Origin of the sequence: Neisseria dentiae (genome assembly GCF_024580525.1) — a bacterium.
GTDB classification, from domain to species: Bacteria; Pseudomonadota; Gammaproteobacteria; order Burkholderiales; family Neisseriaceae; genus Neisseria; species Neisseria dentiae_A.
In genome coordinates, this window is the sequence record NZ_JANIKQ010000022.1 from 1 (window position 1) to 25359 (window position 25359).

Annotated in this window: 26 protein-coding genes and 3 pseudogenes; 14 read left to right on the top strand and 15 right to left on the bottom strand. The window is 49.4% G+C overall.

Annotated features, from left to right (window positions below; translation table 11 throughout):
• A partial coding sequence (locus NQ012_RS11220; protein WP_257067670.1) for a class I SAM-dependent methyltransferase occupies positions 1-569 on the bottom strand: 569 nt, incomplete at its 3' end.
• An 89-nt stretch (positions 570-658) separates the two neighbouring features.
• On the bottom strand, positions 659-1393 hold the full coding sequence (locus NQ012_RS11225) for a helix-turn-helix transcriptional regulator (protein ID WP_257067671.1): 735 nt from the start codon (positions 1391-1393) through the stop codon (positions 659-661).
• A 348-nt stretch (positions 1394-1741) separates the two neighbouring features.
• Between NQ012_RS11225 and NQ012_RS11230 the strand changes: the two genes are divergently transcribed.
• Positions 1742-2713, top strand: a complete 972-nt coding sequence (locus NQ012_RS11230; protein WP_257067672.1) for a hypothetical protein — start codon at positions 1742-1744, stop codon at positions 2711-2713.
• Positions 2714-2727: 14 nt separating this feature from the next.
• Here the strand turns inward: NQ012_RS11230 and NQ012_RS11235 are convergent, their stop codons facing one another.
• The 3 genes from NQ012_RS11235 to NQ012_RS11245 form a co-directional block, all read right to left on the bottom strand.
• The gene (locus NQ012_RS11235; RefSeq protein WP_257067673.1) at positions 2728-3327 is read right to left on the bottom strand and encodes a 5-formyltetrahydrofolate cyclo-ligase; all 600 of its coding nucleotides are present in this window, start codon (positions 3325-3327) and stop codon (positions 2728-2730) included.
• Positions 3328-3475: 148 nt separating this feature from the next.
• A complete protein-coding gene (lysS, locus tag NQ012_RS11240; RefSeq protein WP_257067674.1) occupies positions 3476-4990 on the bottom strand; it encodes a lysine--tRNA ligase in 1515 nt (504 codons plus the stop codon).
• A 146-nt stretch (positions 4991-5136) separates the two neighbouring features.
• Positions 5137-5502, bottom strand: coding sequence for an MliC family protein (locus NQ012_RS11245; RefSeq protein WP_257067675.1), 366 nt, complete (start codon positions 5500-5502; stop codon positions 5137-5139).
• A gap of 222 nt (positions 5503-5724) precedes the next feature.
• Between NQ012_RS11245 and gltX the strand changes: the two genes are divergently transcribed.
• From gltX to NQ012_RS11265, 4 genes and pseudogenes are all read left to right on the top strand, one after another.
• The gene (gene gltX / locus NQ012_RS11250; RefSeq protein WP_257067676.1) at positions 5725-7119 is read left to right on the top strand and encodes a glutamate--tRNA ligase; all 1395 of its coding nucleotides are present in this window, start codon (positions 5725-5727) and stop codon (positions 7117-7119) included.
• Positions 7120-7324: 205 nt separating this feature from the next.
• Positions 7325-7792: pseudogene (locus NQ012_RS11255) on the top strand (transposase); the annotation flags it as partial.
• A gap of 126 nt (positions 7793-7918) precedes the next feature.
• Positions 7919-8455, top strand: a pseudogene (locus NQ012_RS11260) (IS5 family transposase); the annotation flags it as partial.
• A 312-nt stretch (positions 8456-8767) separates the two neighbouring features.
• On the top strand, positions 8768-8971 hold the full coding sequence (locus tag NQ012_RS11265) for a hypothetical protein (RefSeq protein WP_257067677.1): 204 nt from the start codon (positions 8768-8770) through the stop codon (positions 8969-8971).
• Between the two features lie 188 nt (positions 8972-9159).
• Here NQ012_RS11265 and NQ012_RS11270 read toward each other — a convergent pair whose 3' ends face one another.
• The 5 genes and pseudogenes from NQ012_RS11270 to NQ012_RS11295 form a co-directional block, all read right to left on the bottom strand.
• Positions 9160-10155: a hypothetical protein gene (locus NQ012_RS11270; RefSeq protein WP_257067678.1), complete on the bottom strand. Its 996-nt coding sequence runs from the start codon at positions 10153-10155 to the stop codon at positions 9160-9162.
• A 92-nt stretch (positions 10156-10247) separates the two neighbouring features.
• Entirely contained in the window at positions 10248-10679 is a 432-nt protein-coding gene (locus NQ012_RS11275) for an HAD-IB family phosphatase (RefSeq protein ID WP_257067679.1), read from the bottom strand.
• The gene (locus NQ012_RS11280) at positions 10652-10864 is read right to left on the bottom strand and encodes a hypothetical protein (protein ID WP_257067680.1); all 213 of its coding nucleotides are present in this window, start codon (positions 10862-10864) and stop codon (positions 10652-10654) included. Before NQ012_RS11280 ends, NQ012_RS11275 begins: the two co-directional genes overlap by 28 nt.
• A gap of 26 nt (positions 10865-10890) precedes the next feature.
• Positions 10891-11511, bottom strand: coding sequence for a LysE family translocator (locus NQ012_RS11285; RefSeq protein WP_257067681.1), 621 nt, complete (start codon positions 11509-11511; stop codon positions 10891-10893).
• Between the two features lie 3 nt (positions 11512-11514).
• Positions 11515-12305, bottom strand: a pseudogene (locus NQ012_RS11295) (2OG-Fe dioxygenase family protein).
• 71 nt (positions 12306-12376) lie between these two features.
• On the opposite strand from NQ012_RS11295, the gene NQ012_RS11300 reads away from it, so the two are divergent.
• The 4 genes from NQ012_RS11300 (at position 12377) to NQ012_RS11315 (ending at position 14930) form a co-directional block, all read left to right on the top strand.
• Positions 12377-13234 (top strand): LysR family transcriptional regulator, encoded by an 858-nt coding sequence (locus NQ012_RS11300; RefSeq protein WP_257067684.1) that lies wholly within the window; start codon positions 12377-12379, stop codon positions 13232-13234.
• A 27-nt stretch (positions 13235-13261) separates the two neighbouring features.
• Positions 13262-13396 carry a hypothetical protein gene (locus NQ012_RS11305; RefSeq protein WP_257067685.1) on the top strand — a complete coding sequence of 45 codons (135 nt, stop codon included), beginning with the start codon at positions 13262-13264 and terminating at the stop codon, positions 13394-13396.
• Positions 13397-13796: 400 nt separating this feature from the next.
• Positions 13797-14036 carry a hypothetical protein gene (locus NQ012_RS11310; RefSeq protein WP_257067139.1) on the top strand — a complete coding sequence of 80 codons (240 nt, stop codon included), beginning with the start codon at positions 13797-13799 and terminating at the stop codon, positions 14034-14036.
• A complete protein-coding gene (locus NQ012_RS11315) occupies positions 14037-14930 on the top strand; it encodes a zeta toxin family protein (protein ID WP_257067686.1) in 894 nt (297 codons plus the stop codon).
• A 369-nt stretch (positions 14931-15299) separates the two neighbouring features.
• Here NQ012_RS11315 and NQ012_RS11320 read toward each other — a convergent pair whose 3' ends face one another.
• Positions 15300-15950, bottom strand: a complete 651-nt coding sequence (locus NQ012_RS11320) for an IS1595 family transposase (protein WP_257067687.1) — start codon at positions 15948-15950, stop codon at positions 15300-15302.
• A 794-nt stretch (positions 15951-16744) separates the two neighbouring features.
• On the opposite strand from NQ012_RS11320, the gene NQ012_RS11325 reads away from it, so the two are divergent.
• The 5 genes from NQ012_RS11325 to NQ012_RS11345 all read left to right on the top strand — a co-directional run bounded on the left by NQ012_RS11325 (position 16745) and on the right by NQ012_RS11345 (position 18483).
• Positions 16745-16999: a hypothetical protein gene (locus tag NQ012_RS11325; RefSeq protein WP_257067688.1), complete on the top strand. Its 255-nt coding sequence runs from the start codon at positions 16745-16747 to the stop codon at positions 16997-16999.
• Positions 16996-17295 (top strand): type II toxin-antitoxin system RelE/ParE family toxin, encoded by a 300-nt coding sequence (locus NQ012_RS11330; RefSeq protein ID WP_257067689.1) that lies wholly within the window; start codon positions 16996-16998, stop codon positions 17293-17295. The genes NQ012_RS11325 and NQ012_RS11330 overlap by 4 nt, the downstream gene beginning before the upstream one ends.
• Positions 17280-17420: a hypothetical protein gene (locus NQ012_RS11335; RefSeq protein WP_257067690.1), complete on the top strand. Its 141-nt coding sequence runs from the start codon at positions 17280-17282 to the stop codon at positions 17418-17420. The genes NQ012_RS11330 and NQ012_RS11335 overlap by 16 nt, the downstream gene beginning before the upstream one ends.
• A 196-nt stretch (positions 17421-17616) precedes the next feature.
• Positions 17617-17970, top strand: coding sequence for a hypothetical protein (locus NQ012_RS11340; protein ID WP_257067691.1), 354 nt, complete (start codon positions 17617-17619; stop codon positions 17968-17970).
• Between the two features lie 276 nt (positions 17971-18246).
• A complete protein-coding gene (locus NQ012_RS11345) occupies positions 18247-18483 on the top strand; it encodes a hypothetical protein (protein ID WP_257067692.1) in 237 nt (78 codons plus the stop codon).
• Between the two features lie 91 nt (positions 18484-18574).
• On the opposite strand, the gene NQ012_RS11350 is transcribed toward NQ012_RS11345, so the two are convergent.
• From NQ012_RS11350 to NQ012_RS11365, 4 genes are all read right to left on the bottom strand, one after another.
• Entirely contained in the window at positions 18575-19066 is a 492-nt protein-coding gene (locus NQ012_RS11350) for a hypothetical protein (RefSeq protein ID WP_257067693.1), read from the bottom strand.
• Between the two features lie 641 nt (positions 19067-19707).
• The gene (gene carB / locus NQ012_RS11355; RefSeq protein WP_257067694.1) at positions 19708-22920 is read right to left on the bottom strand and encodes a carbamoyl-phosphate synthase large subunit; all 3213 of its coding nucleotides are present in this window, start codon (positions 22918-22920) and stop codon (positions 19708-19710) included.
• A gap of 14 nt (positions 22921-22934) precedes the next feature.
• Positions 22935-24038, bottom strand: coding sequence for a hypothetical protein (locus tag NQ012_RS11360; protein ID WP_257067695.1), 1104 nt, complete (start codon positions 24036-24038; stop codon positions 22935-22937).
• 288 nt (positions 24039-24326) lie between these two features.
• The gene (locus NQ012_RS11365; RefSeq protein WP_257067696.1) at positions 24327-25355 is read right to left on the bottom strand and encodes a PDDEXK nuclease domain-containing protein; all 1029 of its coding nucleotides are present in this window, start codon (positions 25353-25355) and stop codon (positions 24327-24329) included.
• Between the last annotated feature and the right edge of the window lie 4 nt (positions 25356-25359).

A 25359-nucleotide genomic window follows, 5' to 3' on the forward strand; every position in this document is an offset into this window, starting at 1 on the left:
GGCGTGGGGCGGGGGAACAAGGCGATATGGGGCACGCTGAAGCCGTGTTGTTCGAGCAGGGCGCGGTAGGCTTCGGCGGTGGGGAAATACCAGCATTCGCGCGCTTGCAGGCCGCGGGCGTGCAGGGCTTGCCGCAAGGCCGTCTGAAAGGCGGCGATATTACCGCTGCCGCCGAATTCGCCCACGAAACGCCCGCCCGGTTTCAGGGCTTGTGCCACGCCTGCCACCACGGCTTCGGCGTCGGTCATCCAATGCAAGGCGGCGTTGGAGAATACGGCGTCGAATTCGTGTTTGAACGCCAGCTTCTGGCCGTCGCCCTGCACGGCGTTGAGACCGAGGGTGCGGGCGGCGGCCACCAGTTCGGCGCTGCCGTCGAGGCCGACGGTGTCGCAGCCGGCGGCGGCGATTTTTTGGGTAAGCACGCCGTCGCCGCAGCCCAAATCCAAGATGTGTTCGTGCGGCTGCGGGGCGAGCAGGTCGATTAACGGTGTACCGTAGTCGGCTACGAATCGGGCATTGCGGGCATAGGCATCGGCCTGCCAATGTTGGCTGGGGGTGTTGTTCGGCATGGGTTTTCCTAATATCGGGCTAATTTTCGGGTGTTAGAGTGAATGCCGCAGCATAGGTGTTTTTTCAGACGGCCTTTAGCCCGATTGGCTCAATTTTGTAATTCGGAAGGCAGAAAACCGAAATGCTGTTTGAACGCGGCGGCGAAGCGGCCGGGGGAACGGTAGCCGCAGGCGGCTGCTGCGGTGCCGACGCTAATCGGTTGGCCCATCAGCAGAAACAGGGCGTTTTCCATGCGCAGTTGGCGCAGCAGCACGGCGAAGCTGGTGTGTTCGGCGTGCAGATGGCGTTTGAGGGTGCTGACGCTCAGGCCGAGCGCGGCGGCGGCTTGGGTTTGCGTCCACGGCAGGTGCAGTTGGGCGGCGAGCAGACGCTCGAGTTTTTCGGTGGCAGAGAGGGTTTCGCCTTGCGAAAACCGCCAGCCTTGCGCATCGAGCAGGGCGAGCAGGTGCAGCACGTCGGCGCGCTCGGGTTCGGCCGTCTGCGCCAGTTTCTGCCAAACGGCGGCCAGCGCGGCATCGGGGCGGGTGTGGAAGGCGAAGGTGCGGGGCGCGGGGCTTTGCGCGGCGAAGGCGTCGATGTCGCTTTGGCTAATCAGCAGCAATTCGGCCGCATAGGGTTTGCCCAGCGCGGCCTGCTGGATAATCTGCCATTCGCTGCGCCGCTCGAAACAGAATATTTCGCCCGCGGCGATGCGGATGTCGCGTTGGGGCTGCGGCAGGATTTTGCTGCCCGACACAATGCGCCCGGCCATGCTCTGCCGCATCATGATGCGGCGTATGGTTACGGTATTGCGGGCGCTTACGCGGATAACGCGGCTTTTCATGTTCAGACGGCCTGTGTGTGAAGTTATGATGGGTTTGTTTGGCTTACGCTGCGGCGTTGCTGCGCTTTTTGGTGCGTGAGTCCGCTATAGTGAATCCACTTACTTCGGTACAAGGCAGCAAGCCGCAGACAGTACAGATAGTACGGCAAGGCGCAGCAACGCCGTAACGGAGTAAGTGGATTCACTATATCGGCGCATTATCGTTATTTTATCGCCGTCCGGCAGAAAAACGCGTACATTCGCGTTTTACCCGAAAACCATATGAGGCCGTCTGAAAAACCGGAGCTAGATGTTTTCAGACGGCCTAAGCGGACTTTGCAAATTCTAAATATGTGAGAGAGAACCGATATGACAACCCAACCTTTATTGTTCCGCCGCCTTTGCGCTTCACTGTTGTTGTGCGCCGCGTTGCCCGCCTGCGCCGCCGATGCGGGCGGTTTGCAGCAGTTGCGGCAGGTTTTCGAGCCTTCGGGAGCGGTTCAGCTTGCCGACGGCCGCGTGCTGGCGGTGGAGGACGAAGCGGCGCGCGCGTTCAACCTGCTGGATTTTAAAAACGGCAGCCTGCATGAAAACGAAGCCGCCGATGCCGAACTGCTGGCCTCGTTCAACCGCGAATTGAGCGATTTGGAAGCGCTCGCCCAAGACGGCGAAGGCTGGATTTATGCCGTTTCTTCACATTCGGAAACCAAACAAAACGAACGGCAGGCCGGGCGCGAACATTTGGTGCGCTTTAAAATCCAAGGCAACCGCGCCGCCGGGATCAGCTATGCGCCCAACCTGAAAGATGCGTTGCTGCAAAACGAAAGCGTGCGCCGCAGCATCGCCGCCCAAACCGGCGGCCGCCGGATTGATTTCCACACCATGAATATCGAAGGGCTGCATTACGACACCGCCGCCAAGCGCCTGCTGCTGGCGTTGCGCGATCCGCTGCCGCTGATTGTGGCGGTGGATAACCCGCAAGAGGTGTTCGGCAAAGGCGCCGCGCCCAAATTCGGCGAAACCGTGGTGTTGAAGCTCAACGGCGGCGGCATCCGCTCGCTCGCCTACGACCCTGTGCTGAAAACCTATCTGATTGCCAACGAAATCACCGGCAGCAACGGCAAGGGCCAGTCGCAATTGTGGGCATGGAACGGCCGCGCCGCCTCGGCACCCGTTGCGCTTAACCTGCCCGCAGCGGCGGAGCTGAAAAACATCGAAGCGGTAACGCCGGTGAACACGGGCGGCAAGCCTTATCTGCTGCTGATGGGCGACGAAGGCAGCGCGAAAAAACAGCGCGGCGCGCGTTATGTGTTGGTGGATTACGGCAGTTTGAAGAAATAGGGCGGGCAGGGCGGTTAAGCGGGCGTTTGGGCGGAAAACCTCATCATGCCCGCTTCGCTCACAAACGCGTCGAGCGCAATATCGTGCGCTTCGTGCGGCAGGCTGCCGCACAACTGGCAGGCAAAGCCCGCGCCCACCGTGTGCGGTTTCAAGCGGCCTTTCAAAGCCGCCAGCGTAACGTCGTAATAACCGCCGCCCTGGCCCAAACGGTAGCCCTGCCGGTCGATGCCCACCAGCGGCACCAGCAAAACGGTGAGGCGGTGGGCGCGGATTTTGCTGCCGCTAAATTGCGGAATCGCCAAGCTGCCCCGGCTGCGCCTGCGTTCCGCCTTGCGGCCGTCGGCCTGATAGGGGGTGAACCACAGCCGCAGCGAGCGCGGTTCGATATAGGGCAGATAGAGCTTGGCACCGCGTGTTAAGGCCGTCTGAATAAAGCCGTTTAGGCGCAGCTCGCTGCCTATCGGCCAATAAATGCCGATGCGGCCGCGGCGGCGGATATGGCGTTTCAAAAAACGGTTGGCGGCGAGTTCGGCGCGTGCGCGTTCGCTTTTGCCCAGCGATTGGCGGGCGCGGCGCAGGCTGCGGCGCAGTTCGGCTTTATCTTGTGCACTCATTTCAGACGGCCTTTTGTGTTGCGGTGGCATTATTCTGCATCAAATTCAATTTCTGTTGGGGTTCGGATTGGGGCTTTTGCAAAGGCCGCAGGCCGTCTGAAATCGGTTTTCAGACGGCCTGCGGTTTATCGGTGGTCAAGTTCCGCGCTTATTCGGGGCGCATTTGCGGGAACAGAATCACATCGCGGATAGACGGCGCATCGGTGAGCAGCATCACCAAGCGGTCCAGCCCGATGCCGCTGCCGCCGGTGGGAGGCAGGCCGTATTCCATGGCGCGGATGTAGTCGGCGTCGTAGTGCATGGCTTCGTCGTCGCCGGCGTCTTTCTGCGCCACTTGCGCCTTGAAACGGGCGGCTTGGTCTTCAGGGTCGTTCAATTCCGAATAACCGTTGGCCAGCTCGCGGCCGACGACAAACAGCTCGAAGCGGTCGGTTAAGCCGGGTTTGGTGTCGGAAGCGCGCGCCAGCGGCGATACTTCCACCGGGTAATCGATGATAAAGGTGGGGTTCCACAGTTTGCCTTCGGCGCAGCCTTCAAACAGCGCCAGTTGCAGGCTGCCGATGCCGGGCGAGGGCGGGATTTTTTCACCGTGCTTCACGATTTCTTTTTTCAGCCATTCGGCGTCGTTCAATTGTTCATCGGTGTAGTGCGGGTTGTATTTTTTAATCGCTTCAAGAATGGTCAGGCGCTCGAACGGGCTTTCCAAATCGACTTCTTTACCGTTGTAGCTGATTTTGGCGCTGCCGCACACGGCTTTTGCGGCATGGCGGATCACGCCTTCGGTCATTTCCATCATGCGCTCGTAGGTGCAGAAGGCTTCGTAGAATTCCATCATGGTGAATTCGGGGTTGTGGCGGGTGCTCATGCCTTCGTTGCGGAAGCTACGGTTGATTTCAAACACGCGCTCCAAACCGCCCACCACCAGCCGTTTCAGATACAGCTCGGGGGCGATGCGCAGGTAAAGCGGCATATCGAGCGCGTTGTGATGGGTAACGAAGGGTTTGGCCGTTGCGCCGCCGGGAATCGGGTGCATCATCGGCGTTTCCACTTCGAGATAGCGCTCGTTGACCATATAGTTGCGCACGGCCTGAATGATGCGGCTGCGTTTGATGAAAGTGTCGCGCGAATCGGCGTTGGTGATCAGGTCGGCATAGCGCTGGCGGTATTTCTGCTCTTGGTCGGTTAAGCCTTTGTGCTTGTCGGGCAGCGGGCGCAGCGATTTGGTGAGCAAGTGCAGCTTGGCGGCGCGCACGGTCAGTTCGCCGTGGTTGGTTTTGAACAAGGTGCCTTCCACGCCGATGATGTCGCCCAAATCCCAATGTTTGAAGGCGTTGTGCTCCGCTTCGCCCACGCCCTGATTGTTCACATACACCTGAATCTGGCCGCTCACGTCTTGCACGGTGGCGAAGCTGGCCTTGCCCATGGCGCGTTGCAGCATCATGCGGCCGGCGATTTTGACGGGGATTTCCTGCGGATCGAGTTCGGCCTTTTCCAGCGCGCCGTATTGCGCCTGCAAATCGCCGGCGAAAGCATCGCGCCGGTATTGGTTGGGGAAGGCGACGCCTTGTTTGCGGATTTCGTTGAGTTTTTCGCGGCGCAGGGCGATGATTTGGTTTTCGCTCAACTGCGGCTCTTCGGTGTGGGGAGTGTGTTGTTCGCTCATGGAGTTTCCAAAAAAATGCAGGCACGCGCGGCCTGATGCTGTTGAATTTTGGGCGGTATTTTACGCGCTTTCGGCTGTTTTTACTATGTGCAAAGGCCGTCTGAAAAGATTTTTCAGACGGCCTTTCAATCGGTTTTCAATCGGGGTTAACGAACGCGGCGGCAAACCACTTCGGCTTGGTTGCCGTGCAGGCCGGTGTAGGAAAAGACGGCCGTGTCGCCCTTTTGGTGCCACTCGCCGCCGTGCCCCCACAGGCCGGTGCTGCCGGCATAACGTTCGCCCGATGCGGAAGACGCCCGCGACAAAACGGCCGTGCGGTTATCGATGCGGATTTCGATTTGATCGTTGTTCAAGCGGCGCACTTGGGCGGTTAAGCCGATGTCGTCACAATCGAATGCGGCCGCAGCGGCAGGCGCGCGGTTGTCGTGCGGCTGTTGTTTGTGGTGGCCGGGCTGTGCACAGGCCGCCAGCAGGGTTAAAGCCGAAGCTGTCAAGACAGTAGCTAATTTCATAAGACATTCCTTTCTTAAAATCAAACCTGCCGAAACGGCGGTTATCTGTCATATTATAGCCGGTAATGTAGGCGGGATACTATGATGCTGCTCAAACCGAAAGGCATCAGGCCGTCTGAAAACCTTTGCCGCGCCGCCCGTTTTCAGACGGCCTTTAACTTATAGCGCCCCCAAGCCCCTTACATTACAATAAAGCCTTTCGAAATAACCGAGAGCCACATCATGACCGTTAAAACCCGTTTCGCCCCCAGCCCCACCGGCTACCTGCACATCGGCGGCGTGCGCACTGCCCTGTTTTCATGGGCTTTTGCCAAAAAACACAAAGGCGAGTTCCTGCTGCGCATCGAAGATACCGATTTGGAGCGCTCCACCGCCGAATCGGTCAACATCATTTTAGACGGCATGAACTGGGTCGGCCTCGATTACGACAACGCCGACAACGTCATCTACCAAACCCGCCGCTTCGACCGTTATAAAGAAGTGATAGCCGAACTGTTGGCGCAAGGCCACGCCTATCACTGCTATTGCAGCAAAGAAGAGCTGGAAGCCATGCGCGAGCAAGCCGAAAAAGAAGGCACCGCCACCTACGACCGCCGCTGGCGCCCCGAGCCGGGCAAAATCCTGCCCGAAATCCCCGCCGGCCGCGAACCTGTTGTCCGCTTCAAAACCCCGCTCACCGGCGTAACCAAATGGCACGACTTGGTGAAAGGCGAAATCAGCATCCCCAACGAAGCGCTCGACGACCTCATCATCGCCCGCGCCGACGGCACACCCACCTACAACTTCTGCGTGGTGGTGGACGATTGCGACATGGGCATCACCCATGTTATCCGCGGCGACGACCATGTCAACAACACCCCCAAACAAATCAATATCTTAAAAGCCATCGGCGCCAAGCTGCCCGAGTATGCCCACCTGCCGATGATTTTGAACGAGCACGGCAAAAAAATCTCCAAACGCAGCGGCGACACCGTGGCCATCACCGATTTCGGCCAAATGGGCATTCTGCCTGAAGCCATGCTCAATTATTTGGCGCGCTTGGGTTGGGCGCACGGCGACGACGAATTTTTCACCATGAAGCAATTTGTCGAATGGTTTGATTTGAAAGACGTTTCCCCCTCGCCCAGCCGCATGGATTTGAAAAAACTCTATTGGATTAACGGCGAACACATCAAAACCACCCCCAACGACACGCTCGCCGCGCTGGTAAAACCCCGCTTGGCGGTGCGCGGCGTTGAAGTGCTCGACAAACCCGCGCTGGAAGATGTGTTGGCATTGGTGAAAGACCGCGCCCAAGATTTGAATACGCTGGCCGACGAGTGCGTGTATTTCTACCAAAAAGCCGTGCCCGCCGAAGCAGACGTGCAGAAGCACTGGAGCGAAGAAGCCCCCGCACGCATGCGCCGCTTCGCCGACCTGCTCGAAGCGCTGCCCGATTGGAACGCCGAGGCCATCCACGACCTGTTCAAACCTTTCTGCGAAGCCGAAGGCATCAAAATGGGCCAACTCGGCATGCCCCTGCGCCTGGCCGTATGCGGCACGGCCAAAACCCCCAGCGTGGACGCGGTGCTGGCCCTAATCGGCAAAGAAGAAGTGTTGAAACGGATCCGCAGTTAAAGTTTAAGGGCGCAAGCCAAACCGGGAGGCCGTCTGAAAAGTTTCAGACGGCCTTTCGGTTTTCAAAGTCTTATCGGGCTGCGGTTTTCTGCAAATCCCTGTTCAAACTGCCTGAGATCTTTGAAAAATTCATTTAGGCCGAGACCTTTGCAAAAAGCCAAAAACTCCTCTAAATTCCCCCTAAAGAATTCAGAGGAGTTTTTTTATGGGCAGCTTTTTCCACCAACAAGCCCAAATAATGATGAGCAAACATATCGACAGCTACCCGTTGCTCAAAATTAACCGGCTACTCGATTGGCTGCCCGTCGAACAACTGCTCAACCGGCAAAAGACCCGTTACATCCGCGACCACCGCGGTCGCCCCGTCTATCCGCTACTGCCCATGCTCAAAGCCGTATTGCTCGGCCAATGGCACAGCCTCTCCGATCCGGAATTGGAACGCTGTTTAGCCACCCGTCTGGATTTCTACTTCTTTTGCGGTTTTGATGAGGTCGCCTTACCCGACCACAGCACCCTCTGCCGTTTCCGCAATTGGCTGGCACAGGATGACACCTTAGCCCGGCTTCTCGAACTGATTAACTGCCGGCTGACCCAAAAAGGCTTAAAAATAGAGAAAGCCCCGGCGGCAGTAATTGACGCCACCATCATCCAAACTGCCGGCAGCAAACAGCGTCAGGCTGAGACCTTTGCAAAAAAACCAATTCAACCCTGAAAAGGTTTGTGCCTCGTCATTCCCGCGTAGGCGGGAATGACGATGGTTGAATATTTCAGACGGCCTAAATGAATTTTGCAAAGGTCTCAGGCTGTCGAAACCGATGAAAACGGTATCATTGCCGAAACCTTGCCCAGCAAAGACAAGGATGAGCGCTGGGTGAAGAAAGAGGGCAAATTCACCTTGGGCTACAAACAACACACCCGCACCGATCCTGAAGGCTATATCGAGAAACTGCACATCACTCCGGCCAATGCCCATGAGTGCAGCCATTTCGAGCCGCTGTTGGACGGCATCGCACCCGGAACAACCGTCTATGCCGATAAGGGGTATGGCAGTAAAGCCAACCGGGAACATCTGCAAAGCAAACGGCTATCCGACGGCATTATGCGTAAGGCACACCGGGGCAAATCTTTAACGGAGCAGGAGAAACAGCGCAATACGCAGCTGTCGAAAGTGCGCTATGTGGTCGAGCAAACCTTCGGTACGCTGCACCGGAAATTCGGCTGTAAAAGAGCGCGTTATTTTGGTTTACGGAAAGTGCTGGCGCAAAGCCATTTGAAAGCGGTATGCCTGAACCTGCTAAAGGCAGCCGACAGGCTTCGTGTGCCTGCTGCTGCCTGAAAAGGCAATGGGCACCCCGATAAAGGGGCTAATTGTGGAAAATATGGACGAGAAACACGTCTTAAAATGAAAAAACGGTTACCTTGATTGTTCAGGTAACCGTTTGGATGGGGTAGCTGGTATTTCGCAAAGGTCTCAGGCCGTCTGAAATGTTTAAATCCCGTCATTCCCGCCTCCGCGGGAATGACGGAAATCAGATTTTTCAGGCGGTAATTTGAATTTTGCAAAGGTCTCGGCCCGAAGGTATTTTTGCAAAGGTCTCAAATTATTATTCAGCAATTAATCAAACTAGAAATCAAAAAGGAATCTGATATGAAAAACAAATTACATCAATACACCACAAATTATATTTTTGATTCAACACTGGGGCGAGATGAAATAACCCCACGGTGGGTAGCCAAACTTAATCAATTGACTACATATATTGATAAACATCTGAACGGGATTGATAAAATCTATTGGACTTTTGCCGTTATAAAGATGGTTGTTTTTCTGCGGTGGACATGCACGGATTAAACGGAGAAACCTTTTCTCTGACGCTGACGGTAGGAAGAGAGAATGTTTGGCCCTCTGAGCTTTTTGAAGGATTAAAAAAAGCTGAGGATGCGGATATTCAAATGCTGGATACAGTCGATATTCATAAGTTGGTCACTTTCATCCTTCATCAGTACGAGCTGGATACTTGTATATCTGAAAACAATCAATTATGTTTTTTTAGGCGTACCAATTAATCTAAAAAAATTCAAATCAGAGATGGTTATTTGTATTTCTTTTCCACCGGAATCAAATTTATACTCAGTAACGATGTTAGGCTTTGGTATAAAATACGCGGTCAAACTTTCAAATTTCTCATGATTGTTCAATATATCAAGCAGAGCATTACGATGGCGGTATTCGCGTATTTGCTCTGGTGATATATAAATAGTGACTGCTAGCTCGTTTATTTTCGCCCAGAACTTAACTCTAAAACCTGTTCCATATTTTTTGATTCCATTATTGTTGGAAAGCTGGCCAAATAATATGCAGTCATACTCATGCTCTTCATTGCCCAGTATTAATGCATATTTGATTAACCGAAAATACTTATAGAAATTGGTATCCCCTAAGCCTGTTACGTGCAATGGGATTTCTTTTAAGTCATTTAAATTTGGCAGTGCTTTTGCAAGTTCATAGTGATATTGGCAAATTTTTTGAAAGGAATGAGTTGTTCTTCCATGGCTGCCCGTATGTATTTTGTTTTGGGACTGGGAAGAGGGATTGACTGTATTTGAACCTAAAACAGTTACTGAACTGCTTTCTGTACGAACCCCGGTATCAGGTTCATAAGGTGTGTATGTTGTAATCCAGTCAGAAACTGTATTGTAAGTTTGTTGCCGGATTACAGCTAAACGTTCTGTTTCACCTGGGTGTGGAGATGGGTGGCTTAGGTAATTATGCATGATTACCCATTCACAATCGGGATGATGTTTATATTCGTGATTTTCTCGGAAATGCATTGCATTTTGCTGTTGAGAGATAGGTTTATCGTAGTTTACCCCTATTATTTTCACACCCTTTTCCCTGCATCTAGGGTCAGAGCAAAGAAACTCAAATCTTTTATAAGGTGCTCCTCCTCTCATAGATTCTTCATGAGCACGGTCAATGTCTACTACATCTCCCAATTCAACGCAGTATGCCTCTGTAATTTTAACTTTCCTCATGCGTCAACCTCATTATTGCTTCTAAAGGATAATTGATAAATAAGTTTTAAATACTCAATAAAGAAATACTTTGGGAATATTCTTCATATGCCCTATTCTAATTTTCCTTTTAAATATTCTGTTATCTGATCATAGTTTCGTACTACTCTAAAATTTGGGGAAGCCATTAGCAAAGCCTGTTGAGAAGGATTAAACAAAAAGCCATCATCTGCGTAGTCAAGCATAGTGAAATCATTAAAAGTATCGCCTATCGCAATAGAATAAGCGTTTCGCTTCTCTTTTAATATTTGTTCCAAGACTTCATATTTCCCTTTCTCTCGCATATAAATCGCGTCAGTAATATATCCTGATTCATCACATATGAAATGGTTAGGATAAATATTACATACTCCCAAATTTTTAACGCTATCCCCAATAATTTCCAAAAAGGCGTCAGTAACAATATAAATGTCAAAATGCATTTTTTGTAAGGATTTTACAAAATCCAAGGCACCATCTAGTAGCTTAATTTGTTTAGATAACATAGATAAATGTTGCAGTTGGACATTGTTTTTTTTAGTATTTTGATTCTTTCGCTAACTAATTTTTTAAAATCAGGTTCTTCTCTAGTAGTTTTGGCTAACTCCGGCAATCCAAGCTTGTGTGCATAAATTTCCCAAATTTCAGGATACAGCACCCCCTCCAAGTCTAAAAAAGCAAAACGTTCCATAATATTTTCTCCTTGTTTAATTTCGCTCAAAACGGAATTGATGAAAATATCAACATTCCACCCAGCAAAATTAAAATTGCTCCAATAAAGCGGTTAACATATTTCTGTTTTTTCAATAATCTATTTCTAATTAATGGGCTGGATAGTACCTCCGCTACAAATACAAACCAAATTAGATGTGCAATAGACATAAATGCACCATACCCTAGTTGGATGTAAATAGAAGTGGTCGGTTTTACTATTTGAGTAAACGTACTCAATACAAATAGAGTTGTTTTGGGATTTAAAGCATTTGTTACAAAACCATTATTTTTAAATGCTTCAATGTCACTAAGTGTCTTTGATGAGACATTTAAATCCACGGTTACGCTATGGTGATTAAATGTTTTAAATCCGATGTAAACTAAATAAATTGCGCCCAATATCTTTATAAAATGAAACAATGTAGGGAATTTGAGCAACAATATACTAACCCCTAGAAGTGTGTAACCTACATGGATCCAAACCGCGGAAGCTATACCTAAAGAAGTCAATACTCCTGCTCTCCTGCCATGTAAATAACTGTTTCTAGTGACCATGGCGAAATCCCCACCGGGACTGATAACCGCAAGTATGGTAATTAGGGCTACGGCTATGAGCTCTTGCATGACTTAATCCGTTTCTTTAAAGGTGATAACTAATATATCTCGATATGCTTCGTCTTCAATTGTTGAATGTTTGTAAACAGGAGATACACCATGGAATACTTTTGTATCATCTACTATAGCTATATCCAAAGTATCCATTAAGGTAAATTGTGCTAATGGTTGTTTATCTAAATCGTAAATTGTCGTTTCTCCACCTTGAACGTTATTTCTTTTAACCATAGCCATTAAAACGTATGAAACGCCATCACGATGGATACCTTGGGTGTGGGCAATCCGATAACACCTTCTTTAGCTTTTATACGGAACTGATGAACCTCAATAAAATAGTTTGTAGGCTTAAGTCCTGAAAATAGTAGGTAGGCAAATTTCATCAATCCCTCAAATACTTCATTTTTTAATACTTGTTCAGGGATTTCTTTAAAGTATCTAGCTATACCTCCATTTAGTTCATTGTAATATTTCGTTTGGAAATGTGGTTGGTACGGTAATAGACATACCGAATTGTCGGATACCGACGAAGCAAAAACCGCATGTGTTCTTTCACGATATCTACCTCCATCAGCCATGAAAGCGTCTTCTTCTAAATTGAACCAAGTGTTGATAAATTCATTTATTGATTCTTTAGCAGGATAATGTAGTAGAATCTCTCCAATAGTCTGCCTTACTTGTTCTGAAGAGACGTGTGAGAAATAGTTATTTTTAACTTGCTCTTTGATAGTTTCAATAGATAAAGAGTTAGATTTAATATTTTGATATATCACAATAATTCCTCGCTTTGAAATTGTATGAGCCATTGTGCGCGAAGAATTTTGCTCCAAAATTTGAACTAAAAAAATCGAATTATTATCTTCTCATGTGTGAGATTATGGAAAATATTAGGCGATTGCCACTTAATGCACTCAAGTTTTTTTATTTCGTTGGGAAATATGGAAGTCTAGTTGCCGCTTCGCAGCAACTTCATGTAACACATGGTGCAGTGAGCAAGCAATTAAAGCTTCTGGAAGAGCACCTGAATGAAACATTATTTGTTAAGCAAGGCCGTAATCTCCAGCTTTCTTCTGCAGGATTAATATTGTATGAATCCTGCCAGTACATTTTTTCAGAACTCCAAAGCACATTAACTAAATTAGATCATGGTAAAGATAAAGATTTGGTGGTCTCGTGCGAACCTACTTTGGCGATGAGATGGTTAATTCCTAGAATTACTCGTTTCCCAAAGGAGTTTGGCTTTAATGTGGTGATTTTAGCGGCTGGGGGTAAAGTAGATTTTCATCATCAAAAGATTGATGTAGCTATACGGAGAAATGACTTTTCATGGCCTAAAACAATTTATTCGGAATTGTTGTGTAATGAAAGAATGGGGCCAGTACATATCCCTTCACTTACTACGGATGCAAAAAAGTTGCATACATACACACGCCCTCATGCATGGAAAGATTGGGAGAAGTCTCATAGAAATAAATTTTCATGTAAAGGGGATATGTTTTTTGAACACTTTTATCTATCCATTCAAGCTGCAATCGCGGGGCTAGGAATCGCTATGGCTTCTGAGCTGATGGTTGAAGACGAAATAAAGCAAGGGATATTAATCGCACCTTATGATTTCAGGGAGGATGGATCTGGATATTATTTGCTATCAGAGATAGCTTTTGAAACTGATTATCGCAGAATTAAATTTTTATCTTGGTTGCGGGAGCAAATGAATGATTTTATTGGGGAGTAGCATATGTTAATAATAAATAAGAAAAAAATGATGATAATTCCCGCAGGAGGGGGCAAGTCGGGCTTGGGCTTGCCGGTGGCGAAGATAGCCGCAGGTATCGGAGCCGCCGACAGCATGGTCAAGTCCGGCTTGGGGGCGTGGGGCCATTTGTGGCGAACCTGAGAGACGGAAACGGGGCTGCTGCGGGGTGGATTTTGACAAACTGGGTACTATATTCAGGCCGCCTGAGACTGTCTCTTTCAGACGGCCTGCTATATCAAAAATTAAAGATTACTTGTTCGATTGTCCACCAAGTTTTAGGGTATGCTTCCCTAAATTCGTCAATTTCCCATAGATTTTCTTCATCATCGATACCTATATCATAGATAAATTTTCTGTCGGAACCTATAAAATGCGTTGGCCAATTAAGTTAATATCATCTATCGCCCCGCCGCAGCGCAAATCCATGTGCTGCGGCGGGGCTTTTTTTGTTTTTGGCAGATGCAAAGCGTATCGTTTTCAACAGATTAGTCGTATATGGTATAATCAGCACCAGTAAAACTTTGCAACAGGAGAACCGGTTATGTGCACCTTGATGCAAAAAGACGCACTGATCGAACGTGTGGCGTCGGTGCAGGCTTTGATTGCCCGCAAAACCCCGCGCACCGGAAAGCGTTCCGCAGACCAAGACAGAATCGTTTCGCTGCGCCGTTTCCTTTATGCTTCGGCTCCCGAAAGCATAGACTTTGAGGCTGTGGCAGATGAATGTAACGCTCTCCATCAAAAATATTCGGCGTTGCCAAAACTGGAGGCGGCCGCATAAATGATGCCCGCACGGGAAACAGCCGCATTTGAAATGATTTGGGACGACCTGATTTCCGAAAGCCAGGTTCGTCCCTCTTCTTTGCCTAAAGGATTCGTGCTGGGCGGGCAGCCCGGCGCAGGAAAATCCAACCTTGTCCGTAAAATCAATGCGGAGCTTGGTGGTAATCTGTTAGTGGTAAACGGCGACGAATTCCGCCGCTACCACCCCGATTTCGAGGAAATCCAAGCAAAATACGGCAAAGATGCTCCCAAGCATACCGCCGTATTTTCGGGCGCGATGACGGAAAAAGTGATAGCCAAAGCGTTATCCGAAGGCTACAACATCAGCGTCGAAGGCACATTCCGCACCGCTGAAGTACCGATGGGCACCTTAGACCAAATGCGTACCTACGGATATGAAACGGCCGTCTATATCCAAACCACCCCTGCCGAAGTGAGCTGGCAAAGCACCATCGAACGTTACAGACAGATGGAGGCTTTGGGTGAAATGCCCCGCTATACGGACAAAGCACACCATGATTTAGTCGTGCAACTGCTGCCAAGTAATGCCGATGCTGTATTTGTGTCCGGCAAAGCCGATCATTTCAGGGTATATAACAGAGACGGTTTGGTGTTTGACGACCGTATCCACGTCGGACAGATGCCAGGTGCGGCCATCGATTACGAATTACACCGCAATGAATGGGAACTCGGAAATATTCGGGCGGATTTTGAAAAGAACGCCCATCTGTTATCCCCTTCCCAAAAGCAAGTAATACAGGCGGGGGAAGCCATAATCAACGGGCTTTCTCTTGCCGAACAGATGCAGGCGCGGATTAATCTGTATGGGAGTTTGCTGGCCCAAATTAAAGAGCGGCATCCGTCATTGGACGGCCCCGACCCTGAACGTTGAAAGCTGCCTGAACCGCATCAGGCAGCTTTCTTCACTTCATATACTTAAAGAAGTAATGGTAATAACAATAATCCTCCCGCAGTAGGGGGCAAGTCGGGCTTGGGCTTGCCGGTGGCGAAGATAGCTGTAGGTATCGGAGCCGCCGACGGCATGGTCAAGTCCGGCTTGGGGGCGTGGGGCCGTTTGTGGCGAACCTGGGAGACGGAAACGGGGCTGCTGCGGGGTGGATTTCAAGTAACGCGGTTCCGCCTTTCATATGCAGGCCGTCCGAACCTGCGGGATTCAGACGGCCTTTTGTTACGTTAATTACTGGGCTAATAAAACTTTACATTTGAAAAATTAGAATACTATTGGGGCTGTCCTAGATAACTAGGATAAATAGTTCTTTACCAATTGTTTTAAAAAAGAAATTTGAAACTTTATTTCACTGTTGTTGAAACGCCATTCACACTCCTTCAAATATAGCTCAAAATGCTCTTTGGGAATGCCGTTAAACTTGCGCAAATGTCGTTTTGCCTGATTCCAAAAGTTCTCAATTCCATTAATGTGATTTTGCCGCTCTGCAAAATGTGCGCTGTGATTGATACGGAAGTGGCTGAACTCACCCACATCAAGTACATCATAACTTTTGTAGCAATCAGTATAAACAATGCTGTCAGGCTTTACTTGTTCACGAATAACCGGCAGTAAAGTTGCTGTTTGTGTATTGGGTGCGGCAACGGTATAAACCTTGCCATTGCGCTTCAAAAGCCCGAATACGGCGACTTTGCCGGCAGCACCGCGCCCGCGTTTGCCTTTGCGTTGTCCGCCAAAATAACTTTCATCAATTTCTACTTCGCCATCAAACATTTCCAAGTGCGGGCTGTTTTGATAGATGAGTAATCGCAGACGGTAAAAATAATAGGCGGCAGTATTTTTGTTTACACCAACCAATTCGGCAGCTACCCGTGCTGTAACGCCTGCTACAAATAGTTCAATAAGCTTGTTTTGTTTGTAGTGGCTTAAACGGCTTTTTCCCATAGGGATTATTCTAACTGAATTTGAATTTCCCTAGTTATCTAGGACAACCCCATACTATTTACCGAAATAAATTAGTTTGCTGATATATATCTCAAGTAGATGATCTTTAACAACAGATTCCAAGCCCAAATACCGCAACAGAATGCCTGCATTCGGTGCTGCATTGCCATTGTCGTATTTGGTTCAAGCTTGCAATCTTATTTAACGTGGCAACCGGCCTTCGGAGTTGTATCCGCTCTTTCGACAAAAAATGCAGACTTCGCTCGGATTGGAAACAACAGGCGTAGAAAAGGCTTCGAGCCTTTGGGTAAATCGGACAAACGGTTGCGGGCGGCATTCGGCACGCCAAAAAAGAAAAGCCGCGCATCCGGGTAGCGCAGGGAAGCGTCCGGTAACAGGCGGCTGTCGAACGTATTAGACAATCGGGGCGTATCCCCGATGCAGGAGCGATAATCTACGGACAAGCTCCAAACTACATACTGACTTTTTGAGACTGCCTCTTGGCGGGCAGATTCAGGGTTTTAAAGCCCTTTTGTGTGCCGGTGATGGCACTCTTAAATAAGACGGTCTCGCACACCGTCTTCGGTCTGTACCCAGACCCAAACCCGTTTTTAAAGCGGGTTTCAGTATGGGTACCGCCATTGTACACCGATTTGGCGATATAAATAACGAAAGTTACTTTTTGACTGCTTTATCGGATGCTTTTATCAAAACTGATATAATGTCAATACAAAATTTTGGATATAGAAATGAAGGAATTAGTTTTTTAACGCAACAGCGATAGGAGTATTGAAATGCTGACACAAATAGAACTGACTCCCGCCCGCGCTGAAGCGTTGGCCAGATTGGAACAGGCTACAGGAGAAAGCCGCTCAACTCTGATTGGGCGGGCGCTGGATAATCTCATCGAGCAGCAAAAGGAATTTGAAGAACTTGCCGCTTCGGTAGAGCATGGACGGGCGGATATTGCCGCCGGTCGCTGCTGCCCGCATGAAGAGGCTATATCCCGTGTCCGCTCTACCCTGAGCAAAAAGGTAGGCCGGGAATGAAAATCATATGGTCTGACGAAGCCATTACCCAATTAGAGGAAATCCTGCTTATGGTTGCCGAATATGCGGGCTTGTCCAGCTCTGAACACTACTTGTCTGAATTTGAACGGTTGGTTGCTTTGGCTGCTGATAATCCGAGAATGGGTAAAATCGGTGTTGTCCCCCAAACCCGCGAACTTTATCCGCTTAACGGCAAATACCGCATCGTGTATGAAATTGCTGATGATATGCTGTATGTTTTGACGGTTAAAGCCTCTAAGCAGCTACACTCGGCAAAAACATGGCAGGACATCTAATTATCATTGACGATCAGCTTGGAAAGCGTCTGAAAGATTTGCTGCAAAGGCCGTCTGAAAAACATTTTTCAGACGGCCTTCGTCGTAACGGCAGGTTGGGGCTGATTCCCGTTCGGCAGGGATGATGCAGCAAGCGGCTCAGGTGTGGCCTGCCGTTATGTTTTTTTAGCACACCGCAGTTCGCCTTGGCACGGCGTTAACGCATTCAATCAGGCCATTTCGGATTCGACCTGCTCCGGCCGAAAAGGGGTAGGAAGACGCTTACAGACCTCGCGACACGGTTCGGGCGGGTGGGATGCCCGTTTTTTAAGGATTTACCGTATGCGATATATCCGTTATACACCTAAAGACATCGAAATTTTAATATCCTGTCTGCTGCTTGCCCGCGAAGGGTTTACCGCTATCCGCAATTTGGGTTGGGGGCGTTACGGGCTTGACGAGCCTGATAATCCGCCTCTTGCCGCAGCATCGGAAGAAGCGATACGGCAAAATCTGAATATTGCCGGGCAGTTGGCCGAAGCCCTACATAACCTGCCTTCCGGAAAAGACGAAACAGACGACTTGGAATATACGCACCGCTGCATGATGCGGTTTTTGTCGCAAAACCCGCAGGTTACCGGGCGGTACCGGTTTCATGAATTTTTAGGAAGAATTAAGGAATCAACCTTTGATTGAAAGGTGGCTGAAAAATGTCCAAATATTTTGAATACCATTTGAAAAAAGCACCGAGAATTAAATATGAGGTTTATTGCATAGGCTTTCTGTTCGGCATTTCGCCGATTATTGCTTCATGTTTTTTTGATTACCATCTGTTTTTCACCTCATTCGGTCTGAAGACTGCGGATGTTTACCTATTTGTCGGGCTGATATTTTTTTATTGACGGCAATGGTATTTGCCTGCTTTGATGATGATGAAGACCAGGTATTCCGCTTTGGAAAGGAAGGTGTCTATTGGCAAGGGGACACATTTCTTGGCGAAGAAGCGCTTTACGTCCGGCTGAAAAAATCCGCCGCATCAGATTCAGCCCGACGGGCAAGCTGGAATTAAGCGACAGTTTGGGCACAATCCATACTATTGAAGGGCTGAAATATAGTGAGTTGTCTGTAAAACAGCTTGCAGAAAGTTTCCCTACGGCTTGGGAACAGGATATGCCTTCAACTCCATTTGAAACAAAGAATGGAAAATAAACCGATAGCAGATTTCGTTATCTTTCCGAATGGCATAGCCATTTTGTGTCATGTTGCAATCTGAATAACGGTAGGCATCCAACCATAACAGCTATAAATCGTATTGCTCTGCCTTTTGGGCGTAACCCAAAACAACAATAAGCAGTATACACGAACAGGAATAAATGGCGCAGCGAAAAGAAAGTATCGTATGCCCCGAATGAAATGCCTGATATGCAAATTTGACTGATTGGCAGAACAGGGGAAAGCACAGTACCACGGTACAGGCAATACATGCAGCCCATACGGCAACGGAAAAATCAAGATTTTCCTTAAAAATCCCATATTTGTTATTGAAGTGCCAAGTTGCAAACATCTTGGTTATGAAAAACGATATTGCTGAAAAGATAAAGGGACTTACCGATCTGCGGATTTTAAAAACCATTTGTTTGCGTTGTTTGAAAAAAGCATACGCAGAAAAAATAAGAAAACCACAATGAGCCAAAATTATATGGCCGTTTATGCTGAAGCAGTAATATAAGATGAGTACCGAAATAATCGCGACACTCTCAAATAATGTAGGCACATTTTGCTGTTTAGTCATGGGCGCTTCCTGTTTTGTGTAAAGAGAAGATGTGGAAATCCGATCTTAACACGGGTGGACAAACGCCCGCCTATCTGCAAAAGGCCGTCTGAAAAACAAGATTTTCAGACGGCCTGATGTAGAAAATTCCAGCGTTGTTTACACTTTTCGCTTTTTGCTGGAAGACCCATTTTGGGATTTTTGAGGGTTGTCAAGAATACTGAAAGGCACGGCGAAGCCGCATCTTTCTTGAGAATGCTCAAAAATCACGAAACCATCATTCCAGTAAAAAAACAAAAGTCGTTTGGCATAAAAAGTGTAAACAACCCGACCTTTTCCCACATCTCCACTTATTTGTCAGTAACCGTTACGTCATATCCGGGCTTGGCCGGAGTTTTCCTTTTTCTAAAAAAAATTCTGAAGCCCAAAAAGATACTCGGGCCAAGCCCGAGTATGACGGCACATAAACTGAAGCCTTTATAAAATCTGTTCGGGCCGTCTGAAAGGCTTAAATTCTGTCATTCCCGCGCAGGCAGAAATCCGGATGGAAATATTAAAGTATTGATTAAACAATCACTTGAATGCCATACACCATATTGAAAAAGGCCGTCTGAAAACTTTTCAGACGGCCTTTGCTGCCAATCGGCTAAGGTGGATAACGCTTATTTCTTCAATCGCCCGTGCAGCTCCTGTACGCTGTACACGCCCAGCGCGTTCATGCTTTTGGCGCCTTCGCTCATGGCTTCGCCGCCGGCGATGGTGGTGTATTGTGGCACACGTTGGGTGAGTGCGGTGCGGCGGATGCTGTGGCTGTCGGCCACCGATTGCGCGTCGCTGCTCACGGTATTCACCACCACCGCGATTTCGCCGTTTTTAATGGCGTCCACAATATGCGGGCGGCCTTCGAGCACTTTGTTGATCACGGCCACGTCTTCCACGCCGTGCTCTTTCAGGTAGGCCGCAGTGCCGCGCGTGGCGACCAGGCTGTAGCCGAGCTGCTGGAAGTTTTTGGCGGTTTTCACCACCAGCGGTTTGTCTTCGTTGCGCACGGCGAGGAACACTTTGCCGCTTTCGGGCAGGCGCTCGCCCGCGCCCAGCTGCGATTTCAGATAGGCTTCGCTGAAGGTGGCGCCCACGCCCATCACTTCGCCGGTGGAACGCATTTCGGGGCCGAGAATGGTGTCCACGCCGGGGAATTTGATAAACGGGAACACGGCTTCTTTCACGGCATAAAAATCCGGAATCACTTCTTTTTCAACGCCTTGCTCTTTCAGGCTGATGCCCGCCATTGCGCGCGCGCCCACTTTGGCCAGCGGCACGGAAGTGGCTTTCGACACAAACGGCACGGTGCGCGAGGCGCGCGGGTTCACTTCGAGCACAAACACCACGCCGTCCTGCACGGCAAACTGCACGTTCATCAGGCCGACCACGTTCAGCGCGTAAGCCATCGCTTTGGTTTGGCGGCGGATTTCTTCCTGCACTTCTTCGGAAAGCGAATAAGGCGGCAGCGAGCAGCCGGAATCGCCGGAGTGGATACCTGCCTGCTCAACGTGCTGCATAATGCCGCCGATCACCACTTCTTTGCCGTCTGAAACGCAGTCCACGTCCACTTCGATGGCGTTGTTCAGGAAGAAATCGAGCAGCACGGGGCTGTCTTCCGACACCTGCACCGCTTCGCGCATGTATTTCTGCAATTCTGCAGCTGAGTGCACCACCTGCATGGCACGGCCGCCCAACACATACGAGGGGCGCACCACCAGCGGGTAGCCGATTTCTTCGGCCAGCACCAGCGCTTCTTCTTCGTTGCGGGCGGTGCGGTTGGGCGGCTGGCGCAGGCCCAAGTCGTGCAGCACTTTTTGGAAGCGTTCGCGGTCTTCGGCGGCGTCGATGCTGTCGGCAGACGTGCCGATAATGTTGACGCCGTTTTCCACCAGCGCGTTGGCGAGCTTCAGCGGTGTTTGGCCGCCGTAGTGCACAATCGCGCCCCACGGGTTTTCGGTGCGCACGATTTCGAGCACGTCTTCCAGCGTGAGCGGCTCGAAATAGAGGCGGTCGCTGGTATCGAAATCGGTGGACACGGTTTCGGGGTTGCAGTTGACCATAATGGTTTCAAAGCCCGATTCGCGCAGCGCCAAGGCGGCATGCACGCAGCAGTAGTCAAACTCAATGCCCTGGCCGATGCGGTTGGGGCCGCCGCCGAGAATCATCACTTTTTTGTTTTCAGACGGCCGCGCTTCGCATTCTTCTTCATAAGTGGAATAGAGATAAGCGGTGTCGGATTGGAACTCGGCCGCGCAGGTATCTACGCGCTTGTACACGGGGTGCAGCTTCAGCGCATAGCGGTGTTCGCGCACTTCTGTTTCGCTCACGCCCAACAATTGTGCCAAACGCTTGTCTGAAAAACCTTTGCGTTTCAAACGGCGCAGGGCGGCGTAATCCAAATCGTTCAGACGGCCGTCTGAAACCTTTTGCTCTTCGGCCACGATGTCTTCGATTTGCGCCAAAAACCACGGATCAATCGCGCAGATTTCGTGGATTTCTTCTTTGCTGAAACCGGCGCGGAACGCATCGGCCACATACAGAATGCGGTCGGGGCCGGGGTTGGCCAGCTCGCGGCGGATTTCGGCCTTGTCGTCGGTTTTCGGGTTGAAGCCGCTCAAGCCGGTTTCCAAACCGCGCAGGGCTTTCTGCATCGACTCCTGAATGGTGCGGCCCATCGCCATCACCTCGCCCACCGATTTCATCTGCGTGGTTAGGCGGTCGTCGGCGGCGGGAAATTTTTCAAAGGCAAAACGCGGGATTTTGGTAACCACATAATCGATCGAAGGCTCGAACGATGCCGGCGTGCGGCCGCCGGTAATGTCGTTGCGCAACTCGTCAAGGGTAAAGCCCACCGCCAGCTTGGCCGCCACTTTCGCAATCGGGAAACCCGTAGCCTTGGAAGCCAGCGCAGAAGAACGGCTCACGCGCGGATTCATCTCGATCACAATCATTTCGCCGTTGGCGGGGTTCACGGCAAACTGCACGTTGGAGCCGCCGGTGTCCACACCGATTTCGCGCAACACCGCCAAGCTGGCATTGCGCATGATTTGGTATTCCTTATCGGTGAGCGTTTGCGCGGGCGCAACGGTAATGCTGTCGCCCGTGTGCACGCCCATCGGGTCGAAGTTTTCAATCGAGCAGATGATGATGCAGTTGTCGTTTTTATCGCGCACCACCTCCATTTCATACTCTTTCCAGCCGAGTACGGACTGCTCAATCAGCAATTCGTGCGTGGGCGAGGCATCGAAACCGCGTTCGCAAATCGCCATAAATTCGTCTTTATTGTAGGCAATGCCGCCGCCCGAACCGCCCATAGTGAAAGACGGGCGGATCAGCGTGGGAAAGCCCACCTGCTCCTGCGCCGCCAGCGCCTCGTTCATGGTGTGGCAAACGAATGATTTCGGGCAATGCAGGCCGATTTTCTCCATCGCCTCTTTAAAGCGGCCGCGGTCTTCGGCTTTGTCGATGGCGTCTTCGGTGGCGCCGATTAACTCGACGTTATACTTCGCCAACACGCCGTTGCGCGCCAAATCCAGCGCGCAGTTGAGCGCCGTTTGGCCGCCCATGGTCGGCAGCACCGCATCGGGGCGCTCCTTGGCGATAATCTTTTCCACGGTCTGCCACATAATCGGCTCGATATAGGTAACATCGGCCATATCGGGGTCGGTCATAATTGTGGCGGGGTTGGAATTGACGAGAATGACTTTATAGCCCTCCTCACGCAAAGCCTTGCACGCCTGCGCGCCGGAATAGTCGAACTCGCAGGCCTGGCCGATGACGATGGGGCCGGCACCGATGATAAGGATGGATTTTAGGTCGGTACGTTTGGGCATGGTGGGGTCTTTCTTTACTTAAAATAAGGATTAATATTAATAAATTTTTGATTTTTTATTTCAGTTACATATTGATCATCTTTGAGACACATTAATAGATGATTAATAGATATTGAATAAGCAGTTCCTTCGTATTCAGTACCTAAATTTCCTCCAAGGATTAGCATACCTAACACAATTGACTGATTGTTTGAGATAAATAATACCGGACTTCCTGATAACCCGTTCATTTCCGTTGAAAAATCTTCAAAAGGATCCCCATTTTTTTGTCTTAACTCATGTAACTTTAAGAAAAAATTTCTTTCCAAACGAGCAATTTTTGCAAAAGCTGTATAATACTTAGCATTTATTTTTAATATGCATTTATCAAAATCAAGATCATTATTTATATTATTTCTAGGAAAGCCAGTTATGGACACCCTACATTCTTTTTTTACGATATCTTCTATTATTTCATTATTGGCAAATTTGCTATAACTTAGTTCTTTTATTTTAGATTTGAATTCACAACAAACCTCATTATATTTTTCTCTTTCCTCACTTATATTAAAATCTAATTTTAAAATACAGAAGTCATCTTCATTCAGTTGTTTACTAAAATTTTTACCACTACTTGGTATTATCAATGATTTAATAAAGATAGGTGGTAATGGATCATCACAAACATCACCAATATATTCATCGTTATCGTTATATTTTGGAAAGTAAATACGAAAATTATCTATTCTATTCTGAACTTCATTCATATCTATTTGTGTATTTTGGGCATAAAGTCCCCCCTTGTTTTTGTATCGCCAGAAATTGTGATTAGTCATTAAAAAATAGAAAATATTTTCATCAGAAGTATCATTAATAAAAAAACCTGTTCCAACTACGCCAGGATAATCATCTCCTCTGGGGTGTTCAATCAAAAGAGTACTTTTTTGAAAGGTACGAAGTATTTTTTGAGATATTGTCATTTTGGTAGAACTCTTTATTGTTAATGGCCAGCGTAGCCTGCGCATAGGGTGTGCAGCGTAAGCAAGCGTAGGTTGGGTTGAAAACCCAACATTACATCGTTCAATTATTTCAAAACGTTGGGTTTGACAACCCAACTTCTCCAACGGGTCAATACCCAACCTCTTCTTAAATTTAACGGTTTTGTTGGGTTTGCAACCCAACCTACGGGGTTGCTGTTGTTTCAAAACAACCGTAGGTCGGGCATTTATGCCCGACTGTTACTTGGGTGCGGATTATGTCGGGCATTAATGCCCGACCTACCAAAAGCAAGCGTAGCCTGCGTGCAGAATGTGCGGCGCAGCCACGCACACATTGCTATTTTTCTGACAAGACCCAACCGCCGCGTGCGTTGACACATTTATGCCCTTCTGTAGCCGTAGGTCGGCCATTGAAGCCCAACCTGCCCATCATTCGTCTTTCCGCCCCAAAGCATTCATCACCCGTTCACGTTCCCATTCGAGCTGCCGTTTTAATTCTTCTTCGCTGGGCAGGTAGGGCAGGTATTTGGCGGCAAACAGTTGTTTTTGTTCGGCCAATACCGAATAGCGTACTACGGCTTCGCTCTTTTCGCTGCACAAAACCAAGCCGATGGTGGGGTTGTCGTCGGTGCTTTTGTATTGCTCGTCATACAGGCGGATATAGGTGTCCATTTGGCCGATGTCTTGGTGTTTCAGACGGCCTAATTTCAAATCAAGCAGTAAAAAGCATTTGAGTTTGAAGTTGTAAAACACCAGGTCAATGTAAAAATCTTCGTCGTCAAAACGGATGCGCTGCTGGCGTTCGACAAAAGCGAAACCTTTGCCAAGTTCGAGTAAAAACTGCTGCAAGTGGCCGATAATGGCGTTTTCGATATCGCTTTCCTGATAGCTTTTGTCCGACAGGTTTAAAAAATCAAGTATATACGGATCGCGCAGGTAATCGTGGATGCTTTCGGCCTGCTCCTGTATTTTCTGCCCGGCTTCGGCGGCAACAGCGGCTTTGTCGCGGCTGCTGAGCAGGCGTTCGTAATAGAGTACGCCGATTTGGCGGTCTAGCGCGCGAACGCTCCAGTTTTGACTGATGGCTTCACGCTGATACCACGCACGAGCTTGGGGATTTTCTACCCGCAGCAGACGGCGGTAGTGAGACCAGCCTAATTCGAGAGACACTGTCTCTCGAATTGGAAACAGTAAGTAAAACTGGCGCATGGCACGCAAATTGGTTACGTCAAAGCCTTTGCCAAACTGTGCGGTTAACGCTTCGGAAATACTTTGCAACTGCTGTTTGCCGTAAGCCGCGCGCTTTTCGCCCTGTTGCTCGTGCTCGACGATTAAGCGGCCGATTTCCCAATAGCTCTGCACCATTGCGCTGTTAACCGCCGAGCGCACCTGATTGCGCGCTTGTTGAATCACGTCGGCGATGTGTTGCAGCAGGGTGTGGTGGGCAGGCGTATTCATAATA